We start from the raw sequence: 25642 nt of genomic DNA on the forward strand, positions 1-25642 counted from the left end.
GGCAAGAATCCCGGATTACGCTGCGCTCCATCCGGGCTACAAGGTCGACGCCTTTGCGCGCGGCTCATGCGACGCGATACTCCTTGAATCGCTCGCGCAGCGCTGATTTCAGCACCTTGCCGGTGCCGGTCATCGGGAATTCGTCGAGGAATTCGACGGCGTCCGGCAGCCACCAGCTCGCGATCTTCGGACGCATGTGCTCGAGCAGCGTCTTGCCGTCGACCGTCGCTCCCTTCTTGCGGACGACGAGGAGCAGGGGGCGCTCCTGCCATTTCTCGTGGCTGATCGCGACGACGGCAGCTTGCAGCACGTCGGGGTGGGACAGGGCGATGTCCTCGAGCTGGATCGAGGAGATCCACTCGCCGCCGGACTTGATCACGTCCTTGGAGCGGTCGGTCAGCGTGACATGGCCTTGCGGGTCGATCACGGCCATGTCGCCGGTGATCAGCCAGCCGTCGCGGTCGAGGCCTTCGTCCAGCTTCATGTAGCCGGAGGCGACCCAGGGCCCGCGGGCGCGCAAATGCCCGACCGTCTTGCCGTCGCGCGGCAGCTCGACGCCGGCGTCGTCGACGATGCGCAAATGCGTGCCGAAGCAGGCGCGGCCTGAGACCTGGCGGCGGTCGAATCTCTCCTTCTCGCTGAGATGCTCCGAGCCTGGCCGCAGGCCCGGCATCGAGCAGCCGAGCGCCTCGGTCATGCCCCAGGCCTGGATGTAATCGACATTGTACTCGCGCTTGAGCTTCTCGACCATCGCGCGCGGCGGGGCCGAGCCCGACGACAACGTCGCGCGCAAGGTCGAGAATCTGTTGCCGGTCCGCCCGAGCCAATCGAGCAGGATCAGCCAGAAGCTCGGCACGCCCGCCGACAGCGTCACCTTCTCGCCTTCCAGCAACTCATAGAGCTTGTCCGGCTCGTAGTTGCGGCCGGGCAGCACCAGCTTGGAGCCGGTATAGGGCGCGGTGAAAGGCATGTTCCAGCCGTTGCCGTGGAACAGCGGCGCCATCGGCATCATCACCTCGCGCACGCCTTCGACGTGTCCCGCAAGGAAGTCGAAGTTGCAGCCGGTCATGGTTTGCAGGATCGCGGCGCGGTGCGAGTAGATCACGCCCTTGGGATTGCCCGTCGTGCCCGAAGTGTAACAGATCGTCGAGGCGGACTTCTCATCGAACTCCGGCCAGACGAAGCCGGCATCGTTCTCGGGTCCCAGAAGCTCTTCGTAACAATGCACGTTCGCGAGCTTCGTCTCGGGCATCCGCTCGCGCGAGGACATCACAACATAGGCCTCGACCGTCTTCAGCTGCGGCGCGATCGCCTGCACGATCGGCAGCGTGGCGCGGTCGATGAAGAGCAGGCGGTCCTCGGCATGGTTGATGATGTAGACGAGTTGCTCGGGAAACAGCCTGGGATTGACGGTGTGCAGCACGTAGCCCATGCCCGGCGCGGCGTAAAACATCTCGAAATGCCGGTGCGTATTCCAGGCCAGCGTTCCGACGCGGTCGCCTTGCTTCATGCCGAGCCGCTTCAGCGCCAGCGCCATGCGCTTGATGCGCGGATGGGCCTCGGCATAGGTATAGCGATGGATGTCGCCCTCGATCTCGCGTGCGACGATCTCGGCTTCGCCATGATAGTCGGCCGCATACTGGATCAGGCCGCTGATCAGCAGCGGCATGTCCATCATCAATCCCTGCATGGTTTTCCTCCGGATTGCCACGTCGTTGCATGGCCTAGGCTTGTGATTTGCGCTTGAGGTTAGCGGAACGTCACGCAGCGTTCACGCAAAAAACAATCAGCGTGATTGCATGCCGCGCTTTTTCGGCGCTAACGTGCGGTGAGCTGCCGGCGAAGCAGCATGCGCGGGAGGAATCGAATGTCAGCGGAAAGACACAAGACCGATGCAACCGGCGCATCTACGGTCGATATTTCCGCCCTCCGTGCCCGCTATCGCGACGAGCGCGACCGCCGTCTGCGCGCCGAGGGCAAGGCGCAGTATGTCGAGGTCACGGGCGAGTTCGGCCGTTATCTCGATGACCCCTGGGCCGATCCCGGCTTTGCGCGCGCAGCCATCAGCGAAGCGACCGAAGTGCTCATCGTCGGTGGTGGCTTCGGCGGCCTGCTGTGTGGCGCGCGATTGCGCGAGGCCGGCGTCGAGAATTTTCGTATCGTGGAAAAGGCCGCCGACTTCGGCGGCACCTGGTACTGGAATCGTTATCCCGGCGCTGCCTGCGATACCGAGAGCTATATCTATCTGCCGCTGCTGGAAGAGACCGGCTACATGCCGGTGCGCAAATATGCGCGGGCGCCGGAGATCTACGAGCACTCGCGCCGCATCGGTCGGCATTTCGGGCTCTACGAGCGCGCGCTGTTTCAGACCGTGATCTCGCGGATGTCCTGGCAGGAGCATGAGGCGCGTTGGCTGGTCGAGACCGATCGTGGCGACCAGATCCGCGCACGCTTCGTCATCCTCGCCGGCGGACCGCTCAGCCGTCCGAAGCTGCCGGGCATTGCCGGCATCGAGACGTTCAAGGGGCACAGCTTTCATACCAGCCGCTGGGATTACGGCTACACCGGCGGCAATGCGGACGGTGGTCTGACCGGTCTTGCCGACAAGCGCGTCGGCATCATCGGCACCGGCGCCACCGCCGTGCAATGCGTGCCGCATCTCGGCCGCTCGGCCAAGGAGCTCTATGTGTTCCAGCGGACGCCGTCCGCGATCGGCGTTCGCGACGATCGTCCGACGGACCCGGCCTGGGCGCAGAGCCTTAAGCCAGGCTGGCAGCGAGAGCGCATGGACAATTTTACCGCCGTGATTTCAGGCGAGCCGTTCGAGCAGGATCTGGTGCAGGACGGCTGGACCGGCCTGCTCGGCGAGATCCTGCTGGCACCGCGCCGGCAACCCCAGCCGGTGACCTCGCTGGAGGAGGCGCTGAAGGTGATCGAGCAGGCCGACTACCGCAAGATGGAGGAGATCCGCGCGCGCGTCGACACGGTGGTCAAGGACGGGGCGACCGCGGCTGCGCTCAAGCCCTGGTACAAGGCGTTCTGCAAGCGCCCCTGCTTCCACGACGAATATCTCGATACGTTCAACCGTCCCAACGTGCATCTCGTCGATACCGGGGGGAAGGGCGTCGAACGCATCACCGAGAATGCCGTCGTCGTCGACGGCAAGGCCTACGAGCTCGACTGCCTGATCTATGCCAGCGGCTTCGAGGTCGGCACCGATTACGCGCGCCGCATGGGCTTCGAGGTCTATGGCCGCGACGGCATGAGCCTGTCCGAGCGCTGGCAGGACGGCGTCAAGACGCTGCACGGCTTCTACAGCCGCGGCTTTCCGAACTGCTTCCTGATCGTCACCGTGCAGGCCGGCCAGAGCGCCAATTTTCCGCACATCATCGACGAGCAGTCGCAGCACATCGCCTATGTCATCAAGGAGGCGCGCGGGCGCAAGGTACGCACCCTGGAGCCGACGCATGCCGCCGAGAACGCCTGGGTCGAGGAGGTCGTCAAGGCCGCACTCGGCCGGCAGACCTATCTCGCCGAATGCACACCGGGTTACTACAACAACGAAGGCGTGTTCGATCCGATCGCGGCAAGAAACAGCCAATATTGGCGCGGGCCGGTGGCATTCCTGCGGCTGCTCGAGAAATGGCGCAAGGAAGGCAATCTGGATGGCCTCGAATTGTCCTATGATCAGGCCATGGAGTCGGCGCGTTTCGCCGGCTAAGATTGCGCCGCCAAGCGGTACAGGACAGGAGAGGTTGGGCATGATCAGGGGCAGGGCTGTTGCGGGAGCGGTTCTTGGCGCAATGACGCTGCTCGGTTGCCTGGCATCCTCCGCCGAGGCCGCGCAATGCGGCAGCTCGCCGGCCGGCTTCGAGGCTTGGAAGCGCGAGTTCAGCGCGGAGGCGCAGGGCAAGGGCATCGGTCCTACCGCACTGTCGGCGCTGATGCAGACCAATTACGCCAGCGCCACCATCGCGGCCGACCGCGGCCAGCGCAGCTTCTCGCTGACGCTCGATCAGTTCCTGGCCAAGCGCGGCGCACCCAGCATCGTCGCCAAGGGCCGGCAGCTCAAGCAGTCGCAGGCCGCCTTGTTCGCTTCGATCCAGCAGCGCTACGGCGTCCCGCCCGGGCCGCTGATCGCGATCTGGGGCATGGAGACCGGCTTCGGCAGTCAGCGCGGCAACCAGAATATGCTGTCGTCGATCGCGACCCTCGCTTATGACTGCCGCCGTCCCGAATTCTTCACCGACCAGCTCTATGCCGCCTTGAAGCTGATCGACCGCGGCACGCTGTCGGGATCAACCCGCGGCTCCATGCATGGCGAGGTCGGCCAGACCCAGTTCATGCCCAAGAACATTCTGGCCTACGGCACCGGCAATCTCGAAGTTGCTGCGAATGCGCTGAATTCGACGGCGAATTTCCTCAAAGCCCATGGTTGGCGCGCGGGAGCCGGGTACCAGCCGGGCGAGCCGAATTTCGCTGCGATCGAGGCCTGGAATGCCGCTGGCGTCTATCAGAAGGCAATCGCGCTGATGGGCCGACAAATCGACGAGGGCGGGAGCACCGCCGCCTCGCGCTAGAGCATGATCCGGCCCCGAAGGGCCGCGTTAGCAAAAAAGGTTTGCAGCGGTCTTCCGAAAAGATCATGCTTAAACAATAGCCTGAAGCGCGATGACAATCTCATCGCGCTCGGGGCTGCTCAGCAAGGCGTGATGCGCCGACGCGAGAAAGTTGTTGCCATCGGGAACCGACGGCATGAGGTTTGCTTTGATCAAGTTCAGGGCTGGGCATGAGGAGACTCAACATGGCTACCCAGATCGTGATGGACCAGACGGGCGATACGCGCCACGAGTTTGACCCTGGCAATGCCGAAGCGCTGGCGCGAGCCGAACGGCGCTTTCGGGAGCTGACCGGAGCCGGCTTCACCGCCGCGCTGCGAACCGGACCCGGCGAAGTGACCCGGATCCGATCGTTCGATCCGACCGCGCAGGAAACGCTGTTCTATCCGCGCCTGGTCGGCGGTTGATCTGAGCTGCTCATGATCGCGGCAGTTTGGCTCCGCGCGCCGGCGCGTGCGCGCCTGCATGCGCTGCGTGAACTCTATCGCCGCTTCTTCGGCGAGAATACGCCGGATGCCCGCGGCCGCCGGCTTCTGGCCGAATGGCTGTCGCCGGCGCAGCGCGCGCAATTCGAGCAATACCGGTATTTCGACGTCGTCGGTTGCGACACCGGCAGGACCTATCGCATCCACTACGGCACCGCCGCAAACGTCCACGAGATCGACAGTGACGGACGTGCGACGATGGGGTGGTGCTTCGTCCCGTCAGGCTTCCTGGTGCCGGGCGACGTGATGCTGGCGCAGAAGATTGCGCTCGAGACGGATGAGAACGGGGCGCTTGCGCTCGCCAATCGGTTTCCGCCGGCGACCCATTCCGAGCACTTCTACCGGAGGCCTTTCTAGCCTCGGAAGAGGAAAATGATCAGGAATGCGTGGTGCGGTAGGCGTCGAGCGCATGCGCCGCGAAGACGCCGATGCTGCACAGTGCGAGCAGGGCTGAGATCAGCTCGATCATCGCTCGTCCTCCCGTAGCGGCTGGGCAACGAGGTTCTGGCAGCAGGAATATTCGTAGATCAGGTCGAGGATGAACTGCATGGTGGCCGTCCCTGTATTTATTTTGACAACCACTTAAGCGGCCATCTGTTTCAGGCGTGTTTCGTCGCATCTGGAAAGGGGTTTCGTGAGGAACCTTGCGCTGGTTTGTGCGCTGCGGGCCCGCTATATCCCGCATGGCTCAGGCGATTTTGAGCCGTCTCTTCGGGAGCGGCACATCATATTGCGAGGCAAAATCATGGCGCAGGTCGAGTGGTTCGACGATCTCACCATTGGCATGCGGTTCAAATCCCCCGAAGTCGCGGTCACCGAGGCCGACATCAAGCGCTTCGCCGCCGAATTCGATCCGCAGCCGATGCATCTCGACCACGAGGCGGCGAAGCAGACCCTGTTCAAGGGGCTTGCCGCCTCGGGATGGCATACCGCCGCGATCGCCATGAACCTTGCGATCCAGACCCGTCCGTTCGGCCCGCATCCGCTGATCGGCGCCGGTGTGGACGGCCTGCGCTGGACCATGCCGGTGCGGCCCAACGACCGCCTGCATCTGGTTGGCGAGGTCATGAGTCTGACGCCGTCGAAATCGAAGCCGCAGGGGATCGCGCTGGTGAAGTGGACCATGTTCAACCAGAACGGCGAGGAGGTTTACACCTTCACTCCCATCGCGATCGTGCCGCGGCGTGGATAGAACGGCCGCGGACCGTTCGCCTCGGCCTCTTGCGAGCCGACGGCGGAGGTGGTCATCTCGGCGCGGGGAATGCGCTGGAGGCCGATATGAAACGATCTCTTCTCGCTGCCGGAATTCTCGCTTGGGCCTCGAGCGCAACCGTCCTGGGCTCGAGGCCCGCGCTTGCGCAACAATCCAAGGTCGGCGACTGGACCATCGAGAAGCGCACGCAGGACACCCATTGCAATGCCAGCCGCGGCTACAAGGACAAGGATGATGAGAACCGCGACTACGTCATCGTGATCACCTATTCCGAGCAGGCGATCGTGATCGTGATGATCTACGACGGTTGGGAATGGGACAAGGTCGGCGAGATCCTTCGGGCCGATGTCGGCACCGACGACGCCGATATCATGAAGAAGGCCAAGTGGCAGGTCATGGACAAGACCACGGTGCGCGGCATCTTCGCATACGACCAGTCGATCATGGACCGCCTCGCGAAGGCCAAGCGCCTCACGCTCGATTTCGAGGACGACGACGATGACAGCATCGAGATGCAGATCCCGCGGGCCGGCGAGGCGCTGGCGGCGCTGAAGTTCTGCGAGGAGAACCGGAAGTAGTCGCTCCGATGTTGGTCCCGCCGCGTGCGCGGCGGGACGCTGTTCACTCGGCAAGCCCTTGGACCGGCGCCGCGCTGATGTCGCTGCCGTGGTGGGTCAGCGGCTTCATGCCCGTGACGGTTCTGAGCAGCACGTAGAACACCGGCGTCAGGAACAGGCCGAACACGGTGACGCCGATCATGCCGGAGAACACGGCAACGCCCATCGCGCGCCGCATCTCCGAGCCGGCACCGGTCGAGAGCACCAGCGGCAGCACGCCCATGATGAACGCCATCGACGTCATCAGGATCGGGCGGAGCCGCAAGCGACTGGCTTCGATCGCAGCCCGGAGCGGCGTGCGGCCGGCGAATTCGAGCTCGCGCGCGAATTCGACGATCAGGATCGCGTTCTTGGCGGAGAGGCCGACCAGCACGATGAGGCCGATCTGGGTGAAGACGTTGTTGTCGCCCTTGGAGATCCAGACACCGAACATCGCGGCGAGCAAGCCCATCGGCACGATCATGATGATCGAGAGCGGCAGCGTCAGGCTCTCATAGAGCGCCGCCAGCACCAGGAACACCAGCAGGATCGCCAGCGGAAACACCCAGATGCCGGAATTGCCGGCGATGAACTCCTGATAGGTCAGATCGGTCCATTCGAAGGCAAAGCCCGGCGGCAGCACCTCCGCGGCGATCCGGGCCGCCGCCTCCTGTGCCTGTCCCGACGAGAAGCCGGGCGCGGCCGCCGCGTTGATGTCGGAGGACAGGAAGCCGTTGTAGCGGATCGCGCGCTCCGGCCCCGCGCTCTGGCGGATCTTGAGCAGCGCCGACAATGGCACCATGTCGCCGGACGACGAGCGCACCTTCAACTGCCGGATGTCGTCGGCGCGGGCTCGGAACGGCGCGTCGGCCTGGACGCGGACGGAATAGGTACGGCCGAACTTGTTGAAGTCGTTGACGTAGTAGGAGCCGAGGTAAATCTGCAGCGTGTTGAACACCTCGGTCACGGGCACGCCCAGCTGAAGCGCCTTGGTGCGGTCGATGTCCGCGAACAGCTGGGGCACGTTGACCTGGAAGCTGGAGAACACGCCGGCGATCTCAGGCGCCTTCTGCATCGCCGCCATGAAGGCGTTGGTCGCCTCGTTCAGGGCGTCATAGCCGAGACCGGCGCGGTCCTCGATCTGCAGCTTGAAGCCGCCGATGGTGCCGAGGCCGTTGACCGGCGGCGGCGGGAACATGGCGATGAAGGCTTCCTGGATGCCGGCATATTTCTTGTTCAGCTCGGCCGCGATCGCGGGGCCGCTGAGCGAGGGATCCTTGCGTTCGTCGAACGGCTTCAGTGTCGAGAACACGATGCCGGCGTTGGAGGAGTTGGTGAAGCCGGAGATCGACAGGCCCGGGAAGGCCACCGAGCTCTCGACACCGGGCTGGGTCAGCGCGATGTCGCTCATCTTGCGGATCACCTCCTCGGTGCGGTCGAGCGTGGCGCCATCGGGCAGGCGGGCGAAGCCGACGAGGTACTGCTTGTCCTGGCCGGGCACGAAGCCGCTCGGCACCTGCTGGAACAGAAACGCCGTCAGCCCGACCAGCACCACATAGAGCCCCATCACCGCGGCCTTGCCCGAGATCACCTTGCCGACGGTGCCGCTGTAATTGTCCGAGGAACGCGTGAATGCCTTGTTGAATCCGCGGAAGAACCAGCCGAGGCTCTTTTCCATGATCAGCGTCAGCCGGTCCTTCGGTTCGTTGTGGCCCTTGAGCAGCAGCGCCGACAATGCCGGTGACAGCGTCAGCGAGTTGATGGCGGAGATCACGGTCGAGATCGCGATCGTTAGGGCGAACTGCTTGTAGAACTGCCCGGTGAGGCCGGAGATGAAGGCGAGCGGCACGAACACCGCGATCAGCACCAGCGCGATTGCGATGATCGGACCCGAAACCTCGCGCATCGCCTGATATGTGGCATCGCGCGGCGACAGCCCGGCCTCGATGTTGCGCTCGACGTTCTCGACCACGACGATGGCGTCGTCGACGACGATGCCGATGGCGAGCACGAGGCCGAACAGGCTGAGCGCGTTGATGGAGAAGCCGAACACGTGCATCACCGCGAACGTGCCGACGATCGACACCGGCACGGCCAGGAGCGGAATGATCGAAGCCCGCCAGGTCTGCAGGAACAGGATCACGACCAGCACCACCAGCGCGATTGCCTCCAGCAGCGTGTGGATCACAGCCTCGATCGAGGAGCGAACGAATTGGGTGGGGTCGTAGACGATCTGGTAGGACACGCCCTCGGGCATGTTCTTCTTGATCTCCGCCATGGTGGCGCGGACATTGTCGGAAATCTGCAGCGCGTTAGAGCCGGGCGCCTGGAAGATCGGAATCGCCACCGCCTGCTTGTTGTCGAGCAGCGAGCGCAGGCCGTATTCGGAAGCTCCCAGCTCGATGCGCGCGACGTCGCGCAGACGCACGACCTCGCCGCGCGTGCCGGTCTTGACCACGATGTCGCCGAACTGCTCCTCGTTGGCGAGCCGGCCTTCCGCATTGACCGAGAGCTGGAGATCGATGCCTTTGACGTTCGGAGAGGAGCCGACCACGCCGGCAGCGGCCTCGACGTTCTGTGCCTGGATCGCCCGCACGATGTCGCTTGCAGTCAGGCCGTGCTCGGCCGCCTTCTGCGGATCGACCCAGACCCGCATCGAATAGTCGCCGGCGCCATAGAGCTGCACGTCGCCGACGCCGTCGATCCGCGCCAGCCGGTCCTTGACGTTGAGCACGGCGTAGTTGCGCAAGTAAGTCATGTCGTAGCGGCCGTTCGGCGACAGCAGATGCACGACCATGGTGAGGTCGGGCGACGATTTCTTGGTGATGATGCCGAGCTGGCGCACCACGTTGGGCAGGCGGGGCTCGGCCTGCTGCACCCGGTTCTGCACCAGCTGCGTGGCCTTGTCGGGGTCGGTGCCGAGCCGGAACGTCACCGTCAGCGTCATCGCGCCGTCGGTGGTCGCCTGGCTCGACATGTAGAGCATGTTCTCGACGCCGTTGATCTGCTCCTCGATCGGGGTCGCCACCGTCTCCGCGATCACCTTGGGGTTGGCGCCGGGATAGGTCGCGCGCACCACGACGGAGGGCGGCACCACGTCCGGATATTCCGAGATCGGCATCGCGAACAGCGAGATCAGGCCGGCGAGGAAGATCAGGACGGAGAGAACGCCCGCAAAAATCGGACGATCGATGAAGAACTTTGAGAGATTCATGGCCTTGCCCCTGGGCGAGACACCTCTCCCGTCATTCCGCGGCGCGGGCAGAGCCCGCGAGCCCGGAATCCAGAGGTGATGTCCTGGTCGTTCTATAATTTCGAGATTCTCAGGTGCGCAATTGCGCACCGTAGTTCGCGACTTCGTCGCGCCCCGGAATGACGTGACTTAATGACGTGACTTAACGCTGTACTACGTCCTGGTTGCTGTGGTTTGACGCTTGCTGCGGCCCTCGCGCACCCATCCGTGCGATCTCCGTCTTGAGGAGGGCGCCGGGACGCACGCGCTGCAGGCCGTTGACGACGATGCGGTCGCCGGGCTTCAAGCCCGACGTGACGATGCGAAGCCCATCGACGGCGCCGCCGAGGGTGACTGGCCGGTAGACGGCGCGGCTGTCGTCGCCGACTGCCATCACGAACTTCTTGTCCTGGTCGGTGCCGATGGCGCGCTCGTCGATCATGACCAGCGCCTGTTGCTTCGGCTGGCCCATGCGCACCCGCGCGAACTGGCCGGGGATGAGGCGCCCGTCGTCGTTGCGAAATACGGCGCGGACACGGATGGTGCCGCTCTGGCCGTTGACCTGGTTGTCGATGAGCTGGATGTGGCCCTTTGCGGACAAGCCGCCCGAGGTCGTCATCTCGACCGGGATCTGGTCGAGCTTGCCGCGGCTGCCGGAGGCATCCGCGATCGAGTTCAGCGCGCGCAGCACCACCTCTTCGTCCGCATCGAACGAGGCGTAGATCGGATTGACAGAGACCAGCGAGGTCAACACCGGGGAGGCGGTGCCGGCGGCGACGAGATTGCCGACGGTGACCTCGATCTTGCCGACGCGGCCGTCCACCGGGGCGCGCACTTCGGTGTAGTCGAGATTGAGCTTTGCGGTCTGCAGCGTTGCCTCGGCTGCCTTGACGTTGGCGATCGCTTCGCGATTGGCGTTGTCGCGCTGGTCGTAGTCGCGCCGGGTGACCACGGCGTTGCCGACGAGCTGGGCGCCGCGCTCGAGCTCGCTCTGGGTGAAGACGACGCGGGCTTTCGCGGCCTCGAGCTGGGCGGCGGCCTTGTCGACCTCGGCAGCGTAAGGGGCGGGATCAATCTTGAACAGCACGTCGCCGGCCTTCACCAGCGCGCCTTCGGTGAAGTTCGCCGACAGGATCGCACCCGCGACGCGCGGGCGGAGCTCGACGCGGTTGATGGCCTCGAGCCGGCCGGAGAAATCGTCCCACAGCACGGTCTGACGCGGCTCGATCATCGCCACCGTGACGGAAACAGCTTGTTCAGCTGCGGCCGCCGGTGCGGTCGCTTGGGCCGCATGAAAATAGCGGCCGGTCGCGATCGAGCCGGCCACGGCGAGGGCGACCACGATGGCGACGCCGCCCAGAAGGCGGCGGAAACGGCCGGTGCGGGAGGTATTTTGGGAGGGGTGCATTTGCGCGCTCCAGATATGTAGTGTTCACTACAGATGTGGAGCTGGATACCGCAGCGCAAGATACTTATGTACCATTCACTAAGAAAATTGTACGCCGATACCGCGACGATTGGAAGACACAAGAAAAAGAAAGCTAGAACAAATAGATACGATCCGGCGTTAGACTGCGACAGAACGCCGATCCGAGGAGACAGGCACATGGGCATGGGACGCCCCCGGGAATTCGACGCCGAAATGGCGTTGGACCAGGCGATGGAAGTGTTTTGGCGCCATGGCTATGAGGGCGCGACCATTGCCCAGCTCACCGAGGCCATGGGCATCAATCCGCCCAGTCTCTACGCCTGCTTCGGCAACAAGGAAGGCCTGCTGAAGGCCGCGCTCGACCGCTACACCAAGCTGCGCGGCGCCTGGATGAACGAAGTGGTCGCAGCGCCCACCGCCCGCGAGGTGGCGGAGCGAATGCTGATGGGCATCGCCGACAAGCAGACCGATCCTGCCAATCCGCCCGGCTGCCTGCTCGTGCAGGGCGGCATCGCCTGCGGCACCGGCTCAGAAAACGTCCCCTTCGAGCTCGCCGCGCGCCGCGCCCAGAACGAGGACCAGCTCCGCGACCGTTTCATCCGCGCCAAGGCCGAAGGCGATCTCAAGGAGAGCGCCGATCCGGCCGCGCTCGCGCGCTATATCTCGGCGGTGTCGGTCGGCATGGGCGTGATGGCGTCGTCGGGCGCCGATCGCGAAGCGCTGCGGCAAGTGGCCAGCGTAGCGGTGCAAGCGGTCGAGGCGCAATCATCTGACAGGCCCCGGTAGCGGGGCCTGCCTTCATCTTGCGCGCCGCCTCGGCCACCTCTTGGATTTGCAGCGACCATGTTCGCCCTGACGTTTCTCGGGACATCGGCAAGCGTTCCCTCAGCGGAGCGCAACCATCCGGCGCTGCTCGTGGAAGCCGCAGGCAAGCGCGTCCTGGTCGATTGCGGCGAGGGCACGCAGCGCCAGCTGCTGCGCAGCGGCGCCGGCTTCCGGCGGCTCGACCGCATCCTGCTCACCCACGCGCATCTCGACCACGTGCTCGGCATCCCCGGACTGTTCTCGACGCTCGGTCTGCGGCAGAGCTCCGACACGATGACCATTCACGGCGGGCAAGGCACGCTCGACCTCGTCATCCGCATGCTCGCCGGCCTGTGGGGCGCGGGCAGGGCGCCGATCGCCGTCGAGTTCGCAGCGCTGACCGAGGGACCAGTCATCGACGCCCGTGAATTCACCATCGATTGTTTTCCCGTCCGCCACCGCGACACCGACAGCTTTGGCTTCGTCTTCCAGAGCCCCGCGCGCCGTCATCTGCGGCCCGATCGCCTCATTGCGCTCGGTGTCCCCGACGGTCCCTTGCGCGGCGAGTTGGCCGCGGGCCGATCGATCGTGCTTGCCGACCGAGCCATCGAACCGGAAGACGTCCTGGGTCCGCCGAGCGGCGGTAGCAAGCTCGTCGTGATCGGCGACACCGAGACCACCGAGGGGCTGTCGCGATACGTGGCCGGTGCCGACATGCTGGTGATCGAGGCGACGTTCCTCGATCGCGACGCCCCGACCGCGCGGAATTACGGCCATCTCACCGCGGTAGAAGCGGCCTCCTTTGCGGCCACGAACAAGATCGGACAGCTCGTGCTGACGCATATGTCGGGACGCTACGAGGACGCGGAGATTCTCGCCGAGGCGACAAGAATCTTCCCGGACACCCGGATCGCCGCAGACTTCGATCACATCATCGTCTGATCAAACGGCCCCTGACCCGATCGTCATGCAGCGCTTGCCAGCCCAGATGCGAGCGGGTAGAACGCTGCCACGCCTGAGCCGTGATTTGCGCGCTGCGCTTCCGGCCACAGTCGAACAAGATCAGGCAAGCCTTTGAATTTGTTCGACTATTCCGTTGGGGAATGGTGTAACGGTAGCACAACAGACTCTGACTCTGTTTGTCTTGGTTCGAATCCAGGTTCCCCAGCCAGTTCCAGGCGCTTTTCGACGGCGTGAATTCAAGGCGCTCGGGCTTAGACGCCCGGCTCATCGCCGCCTCGCCACGCGCGGCGGTTTGCCTCACATGACATTCGCACAGCCAAGTCGGATCGCAGCATGCTCCATCGTCCTTGGGCTGGACAATTCAAGGAGATCCGCAATGCCCTATGTCGATGGTTTCGTTCTCGCCGTACCGAAGGACAACATCGAGGCCTACAAGGCGCTGGCGAAGACCGCCTGCGCGATCTGGATGGAGCACGGCGCGCTCGATTATGTCGAATGCATCGGTGACGACGTTCCCTATGGAGAGCTCACCTCGTTTCCGCGCGCGGTGATGGCGAAAGAGGACGAGATCGTGGTGTTCGCCTGGATCGTCTATCGGGATCGGGAGAGCCGCGATGCCGTCAACAAGAAGGTGATGGCGGATCCGCGGCTGAAAATGGAAGGCATGCCCTTCGACGGCAAGCGCATGATCTATGGCGGCTTCACGACGCTGCTGCGGGCGGGCGACATCGCGACGTGAGGTGTGCCCGCTACTTGATCTTGTCGTAGGCCGCCGCGAAATCGCCGAGCGGCATCGGGATCGCGATCGTCTCCTTGGCCATGTTCTGGAACGAGACCTTCAGCTGCTTGCCCGAGCGCAAGGCCGCGAGCAGGTCCGGCGCCATCGGGGTCGAGGCGTAGCAGCCGCGGTTCTCGCAGGTCTGGATCTGGAGGTCGAACATCTTGCCTTCATCGACCTGGAGCTTGGCTCCGACGGGAAGGTTGAGGCCGAGCGGCAATTGCAGAAGCGCGATCGGCGTGCGGGTGTCGGGCGCGATGCGGATGTTGATCAGGACGACGGTCTGGCCGGTCTTGGTCAGCACCGCGTTCTGCTCCATCGCACATTCGAGCGGCGCGTCACGGCTTGCGCTGGTGCAGCGGACGATCCAGCCGGGCTGTCCGGAAGCCCCGTCAGCCTGCGCCTGCGTCGGGGCAGGCGCGGGCTGCGCGGCTGCGGCAGGCGCTGCGCTCTTCTTGGCGCCCTGCTGGGCATGTGCGGCGCCTGCTGACAACAGGACAGCAGCGGCAAGGGCGACAAGTCTGGATTGCAGAGGCATGGGAAACCGCATTTGCGAGCCGGGGCCTCGCTGTAGCGTCGCGGCAGGCGCGGCGCAAGCTTACTCGGCGGCTTCCTTGACGCTGCCGTGCTCGGGCGTCTCCTCGCCTTCGTCGCCCGAGCCGCCCCAGGTCGAGAACCAGTTGTTGAGCTTGTCGAGATAGAGATAGACCACCGGTGTGGTGAACAGCGTCAGCGCCTGGCTGACGATCAGGCCGCCGACCATGGCGTAGCCGAGCGGCTGGCGGATTTCGGCGCCGGTGCCGTGGCCGAGCATGAGGGGCACGCCGCCGAGCAGGGCCGCCATCGTCGTCATCATGATCGGGCGGAAGCGCAGCAGCGCGGCCTGGCGGATCGATTCCTCAGGCGTCTTGTGCTCGTCGCGCTCGGCGGCAATTGCGAAGTCCACCATCATGATGCCGTTCTTCTTCACGATGCCGATCAGGAGGATGATGCCGATCAGCGCGATCAGGCTGAAGTCGAAGCCGGCCGCCATCAGGATCGCGAGCGCGCCGACGCCGGCCGAAGGCAGCGTCGACAGGATCGTGATCGGATGGATGTAGCTCTCGTAGAGAATGCCGAGGATCAGATAGACCACGACGAGCGCGGCGAGGATCAGGAGCGGCACGGTGCCGAGCGACTGCTGGAACGCCTGCGCGGTGCCCTGGAAGCTCGAATTCAGCGTCGCCGGAGCGCCGAGCTCGGCCATCGCACGCTGCACGGCCTCGGTGGCCTGGCCGAGCGCGACGCCTTGCGCGAGATTGAAGCTGATCGTGATCGACGGGAACTGGCCCTGATGGCTGATCGAGAGCGGGCGGACCGGATCAGTGGTCCAGCTCGCGAAGGTCGACAGCGGCACCTGGTCGCCGGTCAGCGGCGATCTCAGATAGAGCTTGTTCAGCGTCTCGAGATCGCCCTGCATCTCCGGCAGGACTTCCAGGATTACCTTGTAGGTGTTGAGCTGCGTGAAGTACTGCGTGACCTGCCGCTGTCCGAAGGCGTCATACAGCGTGTCGTCGATCAGCTGCGGTTGGATGCCGTAGCGGGCAGCGGTGTCGCGGTTGATCTTGAGCTGGACCGTCGTGCCCTGCGTCTGCTGGTCGGTCGCGACGTCGCGCAGCTCCGGCAGCGTCTGCATCTTGGCCAGGATCTTCGGCGCCCATTCGTTGAGCTCGTCCAGATTGGCGTCTTGCAGCGTGAATTCGAACTGAGTGCGTGTGGGTCGGCCGCCGAGCCGCACGTCCTGGGCCGCTTGCATGTAGAGGCGGGCGCCCTGGACCTTGTCGAACTGCGGACGCAGGCGCGCGATGATCTGCTGGGCCGATGCCTCGCGCTCATTGCGTGGCTTCAGCGTGATGAACAAATTGCCGTTGTTGCCGGCACGGCCGCTGCCGCCGATCGACATGGCAACGCTGGCAACGTCAGGATCGGCCAGGATGATCTTGCCGAGTTGCTCCTGGCGTCTCACCATCTCCTTGAACGAAATGTCCTGCGAGGCTTCAGACGTGGCCGTGATCAGGCCGACGTCCTGCTGCGGGAAGAAGCCCTTGGGGATCAGCACGAACAGGTAGACCGACAGGCCGAGCGTGACGAAGAAGATCGCGAGCGTGGTGCGCCGCCAGGCCAGGGCGTGGTCGAGCACGTATTCATAGCCGCGCAGCATGCCGTCGAAGGCGCGCTCGCTCCACTGATAGAGCTTGCCGTGGGTGACCTCGCCATGGGCGCGCAGGAAGCGCGAGGCCATCATCGGCGTCAGCGTCAGCGACACGAACATCGAGACGAAGATCGTCATCGCCAGCACGATAGCGAATTCGCGGAACAGGCGCCCGATGATGCCGCCCATCAAGAGCAGGGGAATCAGCACCGCGACCAGCGAGATGCTGATGGAGACGATGGTGAAGCCGATTTCCTTGGACCCCTTGAAGGCGGCCTCCATCGGCGAGTCGCCTTCCTCGATGTAGCGCGTGATGTTCTCGAGCATCACGATGGCGTCGTCGACGACGAAGCCGACCGCGATGGTGAGCGCCATCAGCGACAGATTGTCGAGCGAATAGCCGGCCACCCACATCAAGGCGCAGGCACCCAGCAGCGCCAATGGCACCGTGACCGTCGGAATGACCGTCGCCCAGAAGCTGCGTAGGAACATGAAGATGACCATGACCACGAGGGCGATGGTCAGCAGCAGCGTGAACTGGACGTCCTCGACCGCGGCGCGGATGGTCGTGGTGCGGTCGCTGATGAGCTCGATCTTGATCGCGGGCGGGATCGCCGCCACGAGGCGGGGCAGGGTCGCCTTGATCCTGTCGACGGTCTCGATGACGTTGGCGCCGGGCTGCTTGAAGATCACCAGGAACACGCCGCGCTTGCCGTTCGCCCAGGCCGCCTGCTTGGCGTCTTCGGCGGCGCTGACCGCCTGGCCGATGTCGCGGATTCGCAACGGAGCGCCGTTGCGATAGGCGACGATGATGTCGTTCCAGTCCTTCGCGTGCGTGAGCTGGTCGTTGGCGTAGATCGTATAGGCCCGCTTCTCGCCGTCGATATTGCCCTTGGGGCTGTCGACCGTGGTGATCGCGATCTGGCTGCGGATGTCCTCCATCGACAGGCCCTTGGCGACCAGCTTTGCGGGATCGACCTGGATGCGGATGGAAGGCTTCTGCTGGCCTCCGATGAAGACCTGCGCCACGCCCGACAGCTGGCTGATCTGCTGGGCGAGCTGGGCGTCGACCGCGTCGCTGACGCTGGTCAACGGCAGCGTCTCCGATGTCGCCGACAGCAATAGGATCGGCGCGTCGGCTGGGTTGACCTTGCGGTAGGTCGGGGGCGACGGCAGGTTTTTCGGCAACTGGCCGCTGGCCGCGTTGATGGCGCCCTGCACGTCGTTGGCGGCGCCGTCGATGTTGCGGTTGAGGTCGAACTGGATGGTGATCGACGCCGTGCCCAGATAGCTCGTCGAGGTCATCTGGGCGATGCCCGGAATCTGGGCGAATTGCCGCTCGAGCGGCTGCGCCACGGACGAAGCCATCGTTTCAGGGCTGCCGCCGGGCAGGTTGGCGGTGATCTGGATGGTCGGAAAGTCCACCTGCGGCAGCGGCGCGACCGGAAGCAGGGGATAGGCGACCAGGCCGACGAAGAGAATGCCGGCCATCAGCAGCGAGGTGCCGATGGGATATCGGATGAAAGGTGCCGAAATCCCGCCCTCGGTCATTGCCGTCGTACCTTGTTCTGGGCCGGATCCGAGCTTGCCACCGCCGTCGACACCAGGCTTCCGGGCTGGACCTTGAACTGGCCGCCGACGATCACCTGCTGGCCGGGGCTCAAGCCTTCCTCGATGACCGAACGTCCGTCGATGCCATAGCTGACCTTGACCTTGTGCAGCTCGGCCTTGTTGTCCTGATTGACCGTGTAGGCGTACAGCCCGTTGGTGGAGTGCTGGACCGCGTCATCGGGAACGACGGTCGCATCCTTCAGCGTTCGCATCAGGAGCCGCGTCGAGACCGATTGGCCCGGCCACAGCGTGTTTTCCTTGTTGTCGAACACCGCCTTGAGCCGGATCGTGCCGCTGGTCGTGTCGACCTGGTTGTTGATGACCGCGAGCTTGCCCTCGGCCAGCGTCTTCTTGCCGTCGGTGGTGAAGGCGATCACCTTGAGCGCGCCGGCCTTCTGGCCTTCGCTGATATAGGGGAGCTGGTCTTCCGGCGCGGTGAAGATCACCGCGATCGGCTCGACCTGCGAGATCGTGACGATAGCGGTCTGCGAGGAAGCGTTGACGATGTTGCCGATGTCGACCTGACGCAGCCCCGCAACGCCGGTGATCGGTGCCTTGATCTGGGTGTAATCGAGCTGGGTCTGGGCGTTGGAGATCGCGGCATCATCGGCGGCGATCTGGGCGGTGAGCTGAGCGACGGTGGAGCGCTGGGTGTCGACGCGCTGGGCGGTGGCGAATTCGCCGAGCTTGGTGGCGCGCTGGAGCTCGAGATTGGCGTTGGCGAGACTGGCCTCGTCCTGCGCCTTCTTGGCCTTGGCCTGGTCAAGCGCGGCCTGATAGGGGCGGGGATCGATCGAGACCAGCAGATCGCCCTGCTTGACGATCTGGCCTTCCCTGAATTCGAGCTTGTCGATCTGGCCATCCACACGGGTTCGGACCTGGACCGTGTTGAAGCCCTGAACCGTGCCGAGACCGGTGAGATAGACCGGAAAGTCGGTCTTCTGGACCGGTGCAACGCTGACGGGGACGGCGGAGGGGCGAGGCGGTCCTTTTTGAGCGGTTTGTGCGGACTGGGCTTTTCCAGCCTCGGACGAGCCGAATGTCTGCCAACCATAATAGCCGGCGGAGGCCACTGCCGCACTGATCAGAAGCCAAAGGATCGGCCGGGACTTTTTCATGTCGTCTCGTGTCGGCTCGCATGCCCTCGGCTATGAATATCGGGGCAATCGTACGGTTCCATATGACGTATAATACACGCCAACTTCCAGTGTAAACAGCACTATCAGTTGAGAATCCTAAACAATTGGAAAGCTTTGCACCGTGTAGGCAGCTCGCTGACGCGGCGGTGTGCAGTGCTGCATTTTCCCGTCGCGACCGCTCGGCGTGCCTTCTTGCGCGGCACGTGCAGCGGTGTGCTCGAGGCCGATCGGCTTCGCTCCGGGCCGTGGTTCGGATCAGCCGCAAGAACGGTTCTAAGTTGCGTCGTGGCCGTTTCGGTTGTCAGGGATTTCGGCATCGGCCATATCGGCGCCGCATCAACGGAGCGAAGCATGGACGAGCTGAACGGCAAGCTGATCGCGTGCCAGATTCTGATCACGGGATTGATCGCGCGTGTCGCCAACGAGCACCGCGATCCCTTGCGCTTCCTCACCGACTTTCGCGACGAGATCAAAGCCGTCGTCAACGGCGTCAACATCGCCGGCATGGACAGCACCGATCGTGTGCGCGCCGTTGCGCAGAAGACCGTCGACGAATTGTTCTCGCTGATGAAGCCGCCGAGCAGCGACTGAGAGCGGTGCGCGATCGCTGCATTGTTTTAGAACGAGTCCAGTCTCGTCTTAGAACGATTTCAAACTGCAGCTTAGAATCGTTTTGATCTGGACTGATTCAAGGGTTCTCGCGAGCGCCCCGCATTGACCCGTTATTTTGCGGCCGATACCAACAGCCGATCGTTCGTTCGATTGAATGAGCGAACAGGAAGATGGGGCGTTTGGTAATGGGGCAGGTGGTCGCACCGAAGTCGTTGCGTTCGGTCGTAGCGTTCGATCCGACGGATGAGAGGTCCGCGGGCGTTTCCGGCAAAAAAGTTTCAGCGGTCGCGAGCTTGATCGCGGTGGCGTCGGTGTCGAGCGGCGCGCAGGCGCAGCAGTCGAACCTGCCGCCGGTGACAGTCGATGCTCCGGTCGAGCGTCCGCGTCCGACGGCCTCGAAGCCTTCGCCCGAGCAGGTCCGTGCCCGCAACGCGCTTCGCCGCGCCGCGCCGCGCCAGCCGGTGCAGCAGGCGGCGCCCGCCACGCCGTCCGGCGCTCCCGACGGCAATCCGTACGCGGATCCGGCTGCACCCTATAAGGTCGATCACGTCCAGGCCTCGGGCAAGTTTCCCGAGAAGATGCTGAACACGCCCAAGACCATCACCGTGCTCAGCAAGGAGGTGCTCGAGGACAAGAACGCCACGACGCTGAAGGAGATCGGGCGCTCGACCGCAGGCGTGACGCTCGGCTCGGGCGAGGGCGGCAATGCGTTCGGCGACCGCTTCTTCATCCGCGGCTTCGACGCGCGCAACGACGTCTTCATCGACGGCATCCGCGATCCCGCCGTTTCCATCCGCGAGAACTTCTTCACCGAGCAGATCGAGATTCTGCGCGGACCGGCATCCTCCTATGCCGGCCGCGGCACCGCCGGCGGCGCCATCAACATCGTCACCAAGCAGGCCGGCGACGTCAACTTCAAGCGGATCGACAGCGAGTTTGGCACCGACATGACCAAGCGCGTCACGCTCGACGTCAACCAGGTCATCGACCCGACCTTCTCGGTGCGCACCGGCGGCCTGTTCCAGGACGCCAACGTCGCCGGGCGCAACTACGTGACCGACAATCGCTGGGGCAGCTTCATCTCGACCAAGTACACCCCGACCACCGACATCAAGATCACGACGAACTACGTCCATACCGACCTCAGCGGCTATCCCGATTTCGGCGTGCCCTATTACAAGCAGGGCAACGTGCCGGTGACGTCGGCGGGCATTCCGCGCGGCAACTGGTACGGCTTCCTCAACCGCGACTTCCAGACCGCGCGGCAGGATTTCGGCACCGGCACCATCGAGTACAAGGTCAACGAGGCGATCACGCTGACCAGCAAGGTGCGCGGCGAGCACTCGCTGCTCAACTACATCGGCACGCTGCCGCAGAACCCGAATACGACCAGCCCCAACCCGCTGCTCTGGACCACGACGGCGAGCGCGCAGAGCCGTTACCAGAACGTCGACGTATGGGCCAACCAGAACGAGGCCACGTTCAAGCTCGACACCGGCGGGGTCAAGCACACGGCGGTGTTCGGCGTCGAATATTCGAACGAGAACATCTCGATCGATCGTTACGCCGGTCTCGCGTCCGAACTGTCCGGTTCCGCCTTCACCAGCACTGGCGCGGTGACGGGGGTCAATCTCTACTCCCCGCAATACACCAACATTCCCTTCGGCATTCCGTCACTCGTAGGAAATCCGACCCGCTACGGCGTCAACACCAGCAGCGTGTACGTCATGGACACCGCGAACTGGCAGGACACGATCATCGTCAACGGCGGTGTCCGCTATGACGGCTACAGCCAAAGCGCATCCAACAATGCGAACTATCTGAAGCAGAATTCCGATCTGGTGAACTATAACGTCGGTGTGGTCTACAAGCCGATGTCGATCGGCAGCGTCTATGCAGCCTACGCGACTTCGGCCAATCCGTTCGGGTCGGAGCTGGATGCGACCGGCACCGAATACGGCGGCGTTCCCCCCAACTCGACCACCTTGCTCGGGCCCGAGCGCAACAAGGCGATCGAGGTCGGCACCAAATGGGAGCTTGCGGATCGCCACTTGCTGGTGACCGGTGCGCTGTTTCAAACCACCAAGGATAACGCGCGCGAGACCGTCAACAACCTGCTCACATCGGGTGCAGCCTACAGGATCCAAGGCATCGACATCGAAGCGGAAGGCAAGATCACCGACCGCTGGAGCATCTTCGGCGGCCTGGTGCTGATGCAGTCGAAGGTCACGCAGAGCGGCGTTGCTTCGAATCTCGGGCTGCAACTTGCCAACATTGCCCACCAGTCGTTCAGCATGCTCACCAAGTACAAGTTCGACGATGGCTGGGAGCTTGGCGGCCAGGCGGTGTATCGCTCCAAGGTCTATGGCGGCACGTTCGCGGCCAACACCAACGAGCTGCCGAGCTATTGGCGTTTCGACGCGTTCGTCGAGAAGAAGATCGACCAGAACTGGAGCATGAAGTTCTACGCGCAGAACCTGACCAACAAGCTCTATTACGACTCGTTCTATCGCAGCAACGTGCCGTTCGTGGCGGTCGCGCCGGGACGGGCGTTCTACGTCGTGACGACAGCGAAGTTCTGACCATGTTGACGTGCTTGCCTGGCGTTCTCAGCAAGGATGATGTGGCGGATTTCCGCCGCATCATGGACGCCAGCGAATGGGAGGACGGCCGCTCCACCGCCGGCGCGCAATCGGCGATGGTCAAGCGCAACGAGCAACTGCCCCCGGATAGCGAGGTCGCGCGCAAGCTCGGCAACCGCATCATCTCGGCGCTGACGTCCAACCCGCGCTTCATTGCGGCGGCGATCCCGCTGCAGATCTTCCCGCCCCTGTTCAACCGCTATGTGGCCGACAGCGGCCACCATTTCGGCCTGCACGTCGACAATGCGATCCGCGGCGACCGCCTGACCGGCCTTCGCATCCGCACCGACCTGTCGGTCACGCTGTTCCTCGCCGAGCCGGAAGATTACGACGGTGGCGAACTTGTGATCGAGGACACCTACGGCTCGCACGAAGTCAAGTTGCCAGCCGGGGACTGCGTGCTCTATCCCTCGACCAGCCTCCACCTCGTCACGCCGGTGACCAGGGGAACGCGGGTTGCGTCTTTCTTCTGGCTTCAGAGCATGATACGGGACGATCAAGCCCGGAGCATGATCTTTGACCTCGACACCGCGATACAGGCGTTGGTGGAACGGCTCGGGCGTGACGCTCCCGAAACGGTCAAATTGACGGGTATCTATCACAATCTCATTCGCTACTGGGCCGAAGTATGAAGACCATGTCCTTCCAAGCAAGCCTTGCCGCAGCCCTGATGCTGGCGGCTGCCTGGTTCGCGTCTCCCGTTTCTGCCCAGACACACACTCCGCCGGCACCGGCCCAATCGACGGCTCAGCCGTCCGCGGCCGGAACCGTTCCCCCGGCAACCACGCCGGTTGCGCCCGCGGCCTCGACGGCTCCCGCCGTTGCCGGCGCCGCGGTGGCCGCCAATCCCGCGAGTGCGAAGCCCGAGGTGGCGGCCATCGCGCCGGCCATGAAGGAATTGTCGCCCTGGGTGATGTTCATGTCGGCGGACGTCATCGTGAAGGCGGTGATGATCGGGCTCGCCTTCGCCTCGCTGATGACCTGGACCGTCTTCATCGCCAAGTCGATCGAGCTGTCGGTCGCCTCCGGCAAGCTGCGTTCGGCGTTGAAGAAGATTGCGGAGGCGCGCTCGCTCGCCGAAGCGCAGATGGCGCTCGGCACCAAGGAGGGCATCCTGCCGTCGTTCCTGGCGGCGGCGCTGCGCGAGGCGCGGATGTCGGCCGGCCTGTCCAGCGATGCCGGCATCAAGGAGCGCGCGGCCTCCAGCTTTGCCGAGATCGTGCGGGCGGAGCAGCGGCGCATCCGGATCGGCATGGGCGTGCTCGCGACGATCGGCTCGACCTCGCCCTTCGTCGGCCTGTTCGGCACGGTCTGGGGCATCATGAACAGCTTCATCGGCATCTCGAAGTCACAGACCACGAACCTCGCGGTGGTCGCGCCCGGCATCGCCGAGGCGCTCCTCGCCACCGCGATCGGTCTCGTCGCCGCCATTCCCGCCGTCATCATCTACAACCACTTCTCACGCGTGACGAAGGGCTATCTCGAGCTCGTCAGCCGCGCCTCGGGCGCGGCAGGGCGGCTGCTCTCGCGCGATCTCGACCGCAGCCACGGCAGCGTGCATTCGCGCGCGGCGGAGTAGACCATGGCCGTTTCGCTCGCAGACAACGACGATGACGACGATTTCTCGGAAACGCATGACATCAACGTCACGCCGTTCATCGACGTCATCCTGGTGCTGCTGATCATCTTCATGGTCGCCGCGCCGCTGTCCACGGTCGACCTGCCGATCGATCTGCCGACGTCGAGTGCGACGCCGCAGAAGAAGCCCGATAAGCCGACCTATCTCAGCATCAAGCCCGATCTGACGCTCGCGATCGGAGAGAACCCGGTTCACCGGGCCGAGTTGATCGGGACCCTCGACGGCCTTTCCGACATGAGCAAGGACAAGTATGTTTTCCTGCGCGCCGATCGCTCGGTGCCGTATGGCGAGCTGATGGGTGTGATGGAGCTCTTGCGTTCGGGCGGCTATACGCGGGTCAAGCTGGTCGCGCTGGAAGGCGCGCCAGGGGCGCCTGCGGCAGGCGCCGCTCAGCCTTAAAGGCCAGCCATGTCGGACGAACCGAGACCATCCCGAAAGCTCTGGATCGTGGCGGCGGTCGCCGCGCTCGCGCTCCATCTCGGTGGTGCTGCGCTCGCGCTGGCGCATTTGCGTGCCGACGACGACGGCGATGGCCTCGGTGCAGCCGGTGCGGAGTTTGCGGTCGAGATGGCATCGCCCAAGGTGCCCGATACCGATCTGCCGCCTGGGCCCGACAGCGAGGCGATGCAGGAGCAGCAGGCGCTTCCCGAGCAGAAGGCCGAGACCAGGGAGACGGAGCTTCCGAAGGACCAGTCGCAGGAGGTCGAGGATCCTGATCGCGTCGTGACCGAGAACAGCACGAAGAAGCCAACGGAAGACGATCCGAAGATTCAGGCCGTCGAAACGCCCGCGGCCGAGGCATCGCCGAAGTCGGTTGCAAGTGCGCGGCAGACGCTCGACGAGGAGGCGCGCGAAGCCGAGAAGGCCCTGGCACCGGTCCTGGGGCTTGGCAAGGACATCCTGAAGATCACCGCCGACTGGAACCGCAAGATCAGCGCGCATCTGGCGGCTCACAAGGTCAATCCGGAGGGCAAGCAGCCCAATAACCAGAAGGTCAAGGTGAGCTTTGCGATCAACCGGAAAGGCAACGTGCTGTCGGTCGATGTCGCGGAATCGTCGGGAGATGCAGCCTACGATGCTGCGGCGGTGTCAATCGTCCGCAAGTCCGATCCGATCCCGCAGCCGCCTGCCGGACTGACCGACGACCGGTTCGAACGGACCGTGGACATCATCTTCACGCCGCCGGATTCGAAGAAGAAAAAGACGGCTCAGCGCCAGTAGAGCCGGATCCCGACATAGACCACGACTAGGCAGGCGAAGATCAGCGCCACGGGGAGGGGGCGTTTCTGGGCGCCGCTGGCTGCGCCTGCCCCGAAGAAGCCAGCGCTCTTCGGCTTCGGCTTCGGCGCCGGGCGCCGGAAGGCGGTAACATTGTCCGCTGCCGGCCTGGCCTGTCGGGGACGGACATCGGGCGGCGTTCCCGCGCCGCCCATCTCGACGTAATAGGCCTTGTAGATCGCACCGATGGTGGCCTCGGTGGCTTCGCCCTCGCTCATCTGCGCCAGCAGGTTTTGATAGCTCGCCAGGAACTCCTGGGCCTCCGGAGGCAGCGCGGACGCCCCGTTGAGCTTGGCCATCATCTTCCAGGTGGCGAAATCGGCGCGGGCGCGGGTGTCGGCGCGTCGCGCGATCAGCATATCGGCAGCTTTGACCAAGTCGGCCTCTGGCCCTTCGGCGTGGGGTTCGGAT

The 25642-nt window shown here is 64.3% G+C and carries 22 protein-coding genes and 1 tRNA gene; 16 read left to right on the top strand and 7 right to left on the bottom strand.

Going from position 1 to position 25642, the window contains the following annotated elements:
• Positions 1 to 64 precede the first annotated feature (64 nt).
• Complete coding sequence (locus N2604_RS19505) at positions 65 to 1690, bottom strand: long-chain fatty acid--CoA ligase (RefSeq protein ID WP_260369894.1); 1626 nt, start codon at positions 1688 to 1690, stop codon at positions 65 to 67.
• Between the two features lie 177 nt (positions 1691 to 1867).
• Here N2604_RS19505 and N2604_RS19510 point away from each other — a divergent pair, with 177 nt between their 5' ends.
• The 6 genes from N2604_RS19510 (at position 1868) to N2604_RS19535 (ending at position 6895) form a co-directional block, all read left to right on the top strand.
• Entirely contained in the window at positions 1868 to 3721 is a 1854-nt protein-coding gene (locus tag N2604_RS19510) for an NAD(P)/FAD-dependent oxidoreductase (RefSeq protein ID WP_260369895.1), read from the top strand.
• Between the two features lie 40 nt (positions 3722 to 3761).
• On the top strand, positions 3762 to 4580 hold the full coding sequence (locus N2604_RS19515; protein WP_260369896.1) for a lytic transglycosylase domain-containing protein: 819 nt from the start codon (positions 3762 to 3764) through the stop codon (positions 4578 to 4580).
• Between the two features lie 224 nt (positions 4581 to 4804).
• Positions 4805 to 5026: a hypothetical protein gene (locus N2604_RS19520; protein WP_007592399.1), complete on the top strand. Its 222-nt coding sequence runs from the start codon at positions 4805 to 4807 to the stop codon at positions 5024 to 5026.
• A 12-nt stretch (positions 5027 to 5038) separates the two neighbouring features.
• Complete coding sequence (locus N2604_RS19525; protein WP_260369897.1) at positions 5039 to 5461, top strand: hypothetical protein; 423 nt, start codon at positions 5039 to 5041, stop codon at positions 5459 to 5461.
• 388 nt (positions 5462 to 5849) lie between these two features.
• Positions 5850 to 6296, top strand: coding sequence for a MaoC family dehydratase (locus tag N2604_RS19530; RefSeq protein ID WP_260369898.1), 447 nt, complete (start codon positions 5850 to 5852; stop codon positions 6294 to 6296).
• Positions 6297 to 6382: 86 nt separating this feature from the next.
• On the top strand, positions 6383 to 6895 hold the full coding sequence (locus N2604_RS19535) for a hypothetical protein (protein ID WP_260369899.1): 513 nt from the start codon (positions 6383 to 6385) through the stop codon (positions 6893 to 6895).
• 43 nt (positions 6896 to 6938) lie between these two features.
• Here the strand turns inward: N2604_RS19535 and N2604_RS19540 are convergent, their stop codons facing one another.
• Together N2604_RS19540 and N2604_RS19545 are read right to left on the bottom strand one after the other, a co-directional pair.
• Entirely contained in the window at positions 6939 to 10127 is a 3189-nt protein-coding gene (locus tag N2604_RS19540; RefSeq protein ID WP_260369900.1) for an efflux RND transporter permease subunit, read from the bottom strand.
• A gap of 181 nt (positions 10128 to 10308) precedes the next feature.
• The gene (locus tag N2604_RS19545) at positions 10309 to 11553 is read right to left on the bottom strand and encodes an efflux RND transporter periplasmic adaptor subunit (protein WP_260369901.1); all 1245 of its coding nucleotides are present in this window, start codon (positions 11551 to 11553) and stop codon (positions 10309 to 10311) included.
• 198 nt (positions 11554 to 11751) lie between these two features.
• Between N2604_RS19545 and N2604_RS19550 the strand changes: the two genes are divergently transcribed.
• From N2604_RS19550 to N2604_RS19565, 4 genes are all read left to right on the top strand, one after another.
• Positions 11752 to 12360 (top strand): TetR/AcrR family transcriptional regulator, encoded by a 609-nt coding sequence (locus N2604_RS19550; protein ID WP_260369902.1) that lies wholly within the window; start codon positions 11752 to 11754, stop codon positions 12358 to 12360.
• A gap of 57 nt (positions 12361 to 12417) precedes the next feature.
• On the top strand, positions 12418 to 13320 hold the full coding sequence (locus tag N2604_RS19555) for a ribonuclease Z (RefSeq protein WP_260369903.1): 903 nt from the start codon (positions 12418 to 12420) through the stop codon (positions 13318 to 13320).
• 155 nt (positions 13321 to 13475) lie between these two features.
• A tRNA-Gln gene (locus N2604_RS19560) sits at positions 13476 to 13549 on the top strand.
• Positions 13550 to 13717: 168 nt separating this feature from the next.
• Positions 13718 to 14080, top strand: coding sequence for a DUF1428 domain-containing protein (locus N2604_RS19565; protein WP_260369904.1), 363 nt, complete (start codon positions 13718 to 13720; stop codon positions 14078 to 14080).
• Positions 14081 to 14090: 10 nt separating this feature from the next.
• Here the strand turns inward: N2604_RS19565 and N2604_RS19570 are convergent, their stop codons facing one another.
• Genes N2604_RS19570 through N2604_RS19580 form a run of 3 tightly spaced genes read right to left on the bottom strand, consistent with a single transcriptional unit; the run spans position 14091 to position 19039 of the window.
• A complete protein-coding gene (locus N2604_RS19570; protein ID WP_260369905.1) occupies positions 14091 to 14657 on the bottom strand; it encodes an invasion associated locus B family protein in 567 nt (188 codons plus the stop codon).
• A 60-nt stretch (positions 14658 to 14717) separates the two neighbouring features.
• On the bottom strand, positions 14718 to 17861 hold the full coding sequence (locus tag N2604_RS19575; protein ID WP_260369906.1) for a multidrug efflux RND transporter permease subunit: 3144 nt from the start codon (positions 17859 to 17861) through the stop codon (positions 14718 to 14720).
• Entirely contained in the window at positions 17858 to 19039 is a 1182-nt protein-coding gene (locus tag N2604_RS19580; protein WP_260369907.1) for an efflux RND transporter periplasmic adaptor subunit, read from the bottom strand. Before N2604_RS19580 ends, N2604_RS19575 begins: the two co-directional genes overlap by 4 nt.
• Before the next feature lie 372 nt (positions 19040 to 19411).
• On the opposite strand from N2604_RS19580, the gene N2604_RS19585 reads away from it, so the two are divergent.
• The 6 genes from N2604_RS19585 to N2604_RS19610 all read left to right on the top strand — a co-directional run bounded on the left by N2604_RS19585 (position 19412) and on the right by N2604_RS19610 (position 25174).
• Positions 19412 to 19651, top strand: a complete 240-nt coding sequence (locus N2604_RS19585) for a hypothetical protein (RefSeq protein ID WP_260369908.1) — start codon at positions 19412 to 19414, stop codon at positions 19649 to 19651.
• 206 nt (positions 19652 to 19857) lie between these two features.
• On the top strand, positions 19858 to 22254 hold the full coding sequence (locus N2604_RS19590) for a TonB-dependent siderophore receptor (protein WP_260376255.1): 2397 nt from the start codon (positions 19858 to 19860) through the stop codon (positions 22252 to 22254).
• A gap of 2 nt (positions 22255 to 22256) precedes the next feature.
• The gene (locus N2604_RS19595) at positions 22257 to 22946 is read left to right on the top strand and encodes a Fe2+-dependent dioxygenase (protein WP_260369909.1); all 690 of its coding nucleotides are present in this window, start codon (positions 22257 to 22259) and stop codon (positions 22944 to 22946) included.
• Positions 22943 to 23893 carry a tonB-system energizer ExbB gene (gene exbB / locus N2604_RS19600; protein ID WP_260369910.1) on the top strand — a complete coding sequence of 317 codons (951 nt, stop codon included), beginning with the start codon at positions 22943 to 22945 and terminating at the stop codon, positions 23891 to 23893. Before N2604_RS19595 ends, exbB begins: the two co-directional genes overlap by 4 nt.
• A 3-nt stretch (positions 23894 to 23896) precedes the next feature.
• Entirely contained in the window at positions 23897 to 24352 is a 456-nt protein-coding gene (exbD, locus tag N2604_RS19605; protein ID WP_025035680.1) for a TonB system transport protein ExbD, read from the top strand.
• A gap of 9 nt (positions 24353 to 24361) precedes the next feature.
• On the top strand, positions 24362 to 25174 hold the full coding sequence (locus N2604_RS19610; RefSeq protein WP_260369911.1) for an energy transducer TonB: 813 nt from the start codon (positions 24362 to 24364) through the stop codon (positions 25172 to 25174).
• Here the strand turns inward: N2604_RS19610 and N2604_RS19615 are convergent.
• On the bottom strand, positions 25162 to 25590 hold the full coding sequence (locus tag N2604_RS19615; RefSeq protein ID WP_260376256.1) for a hypothetical protein: 429 nt from the start codon (positions 25588 to 25590) through the stop codon (positions 25162 to 25164). The genes N2604_RS19610 and N2604_RS19615 overlap by 13 nt on opposite strands.
• Between the last annotated feature and the right edge of the window lie 52 nt (positions 25591 to 25642).

Origin of the sequence: Bradyrhizobium sp. CB1015 (genome assembly GCF_025200925.1) — a bacterium.
In the GTDB taxonomy this organism is placed as follows: Bacteria; Pseudomonadota; Alphaproteobacteria; order Rhizobiales; family Xanthobacteraceae; genus Bradyrhizobium.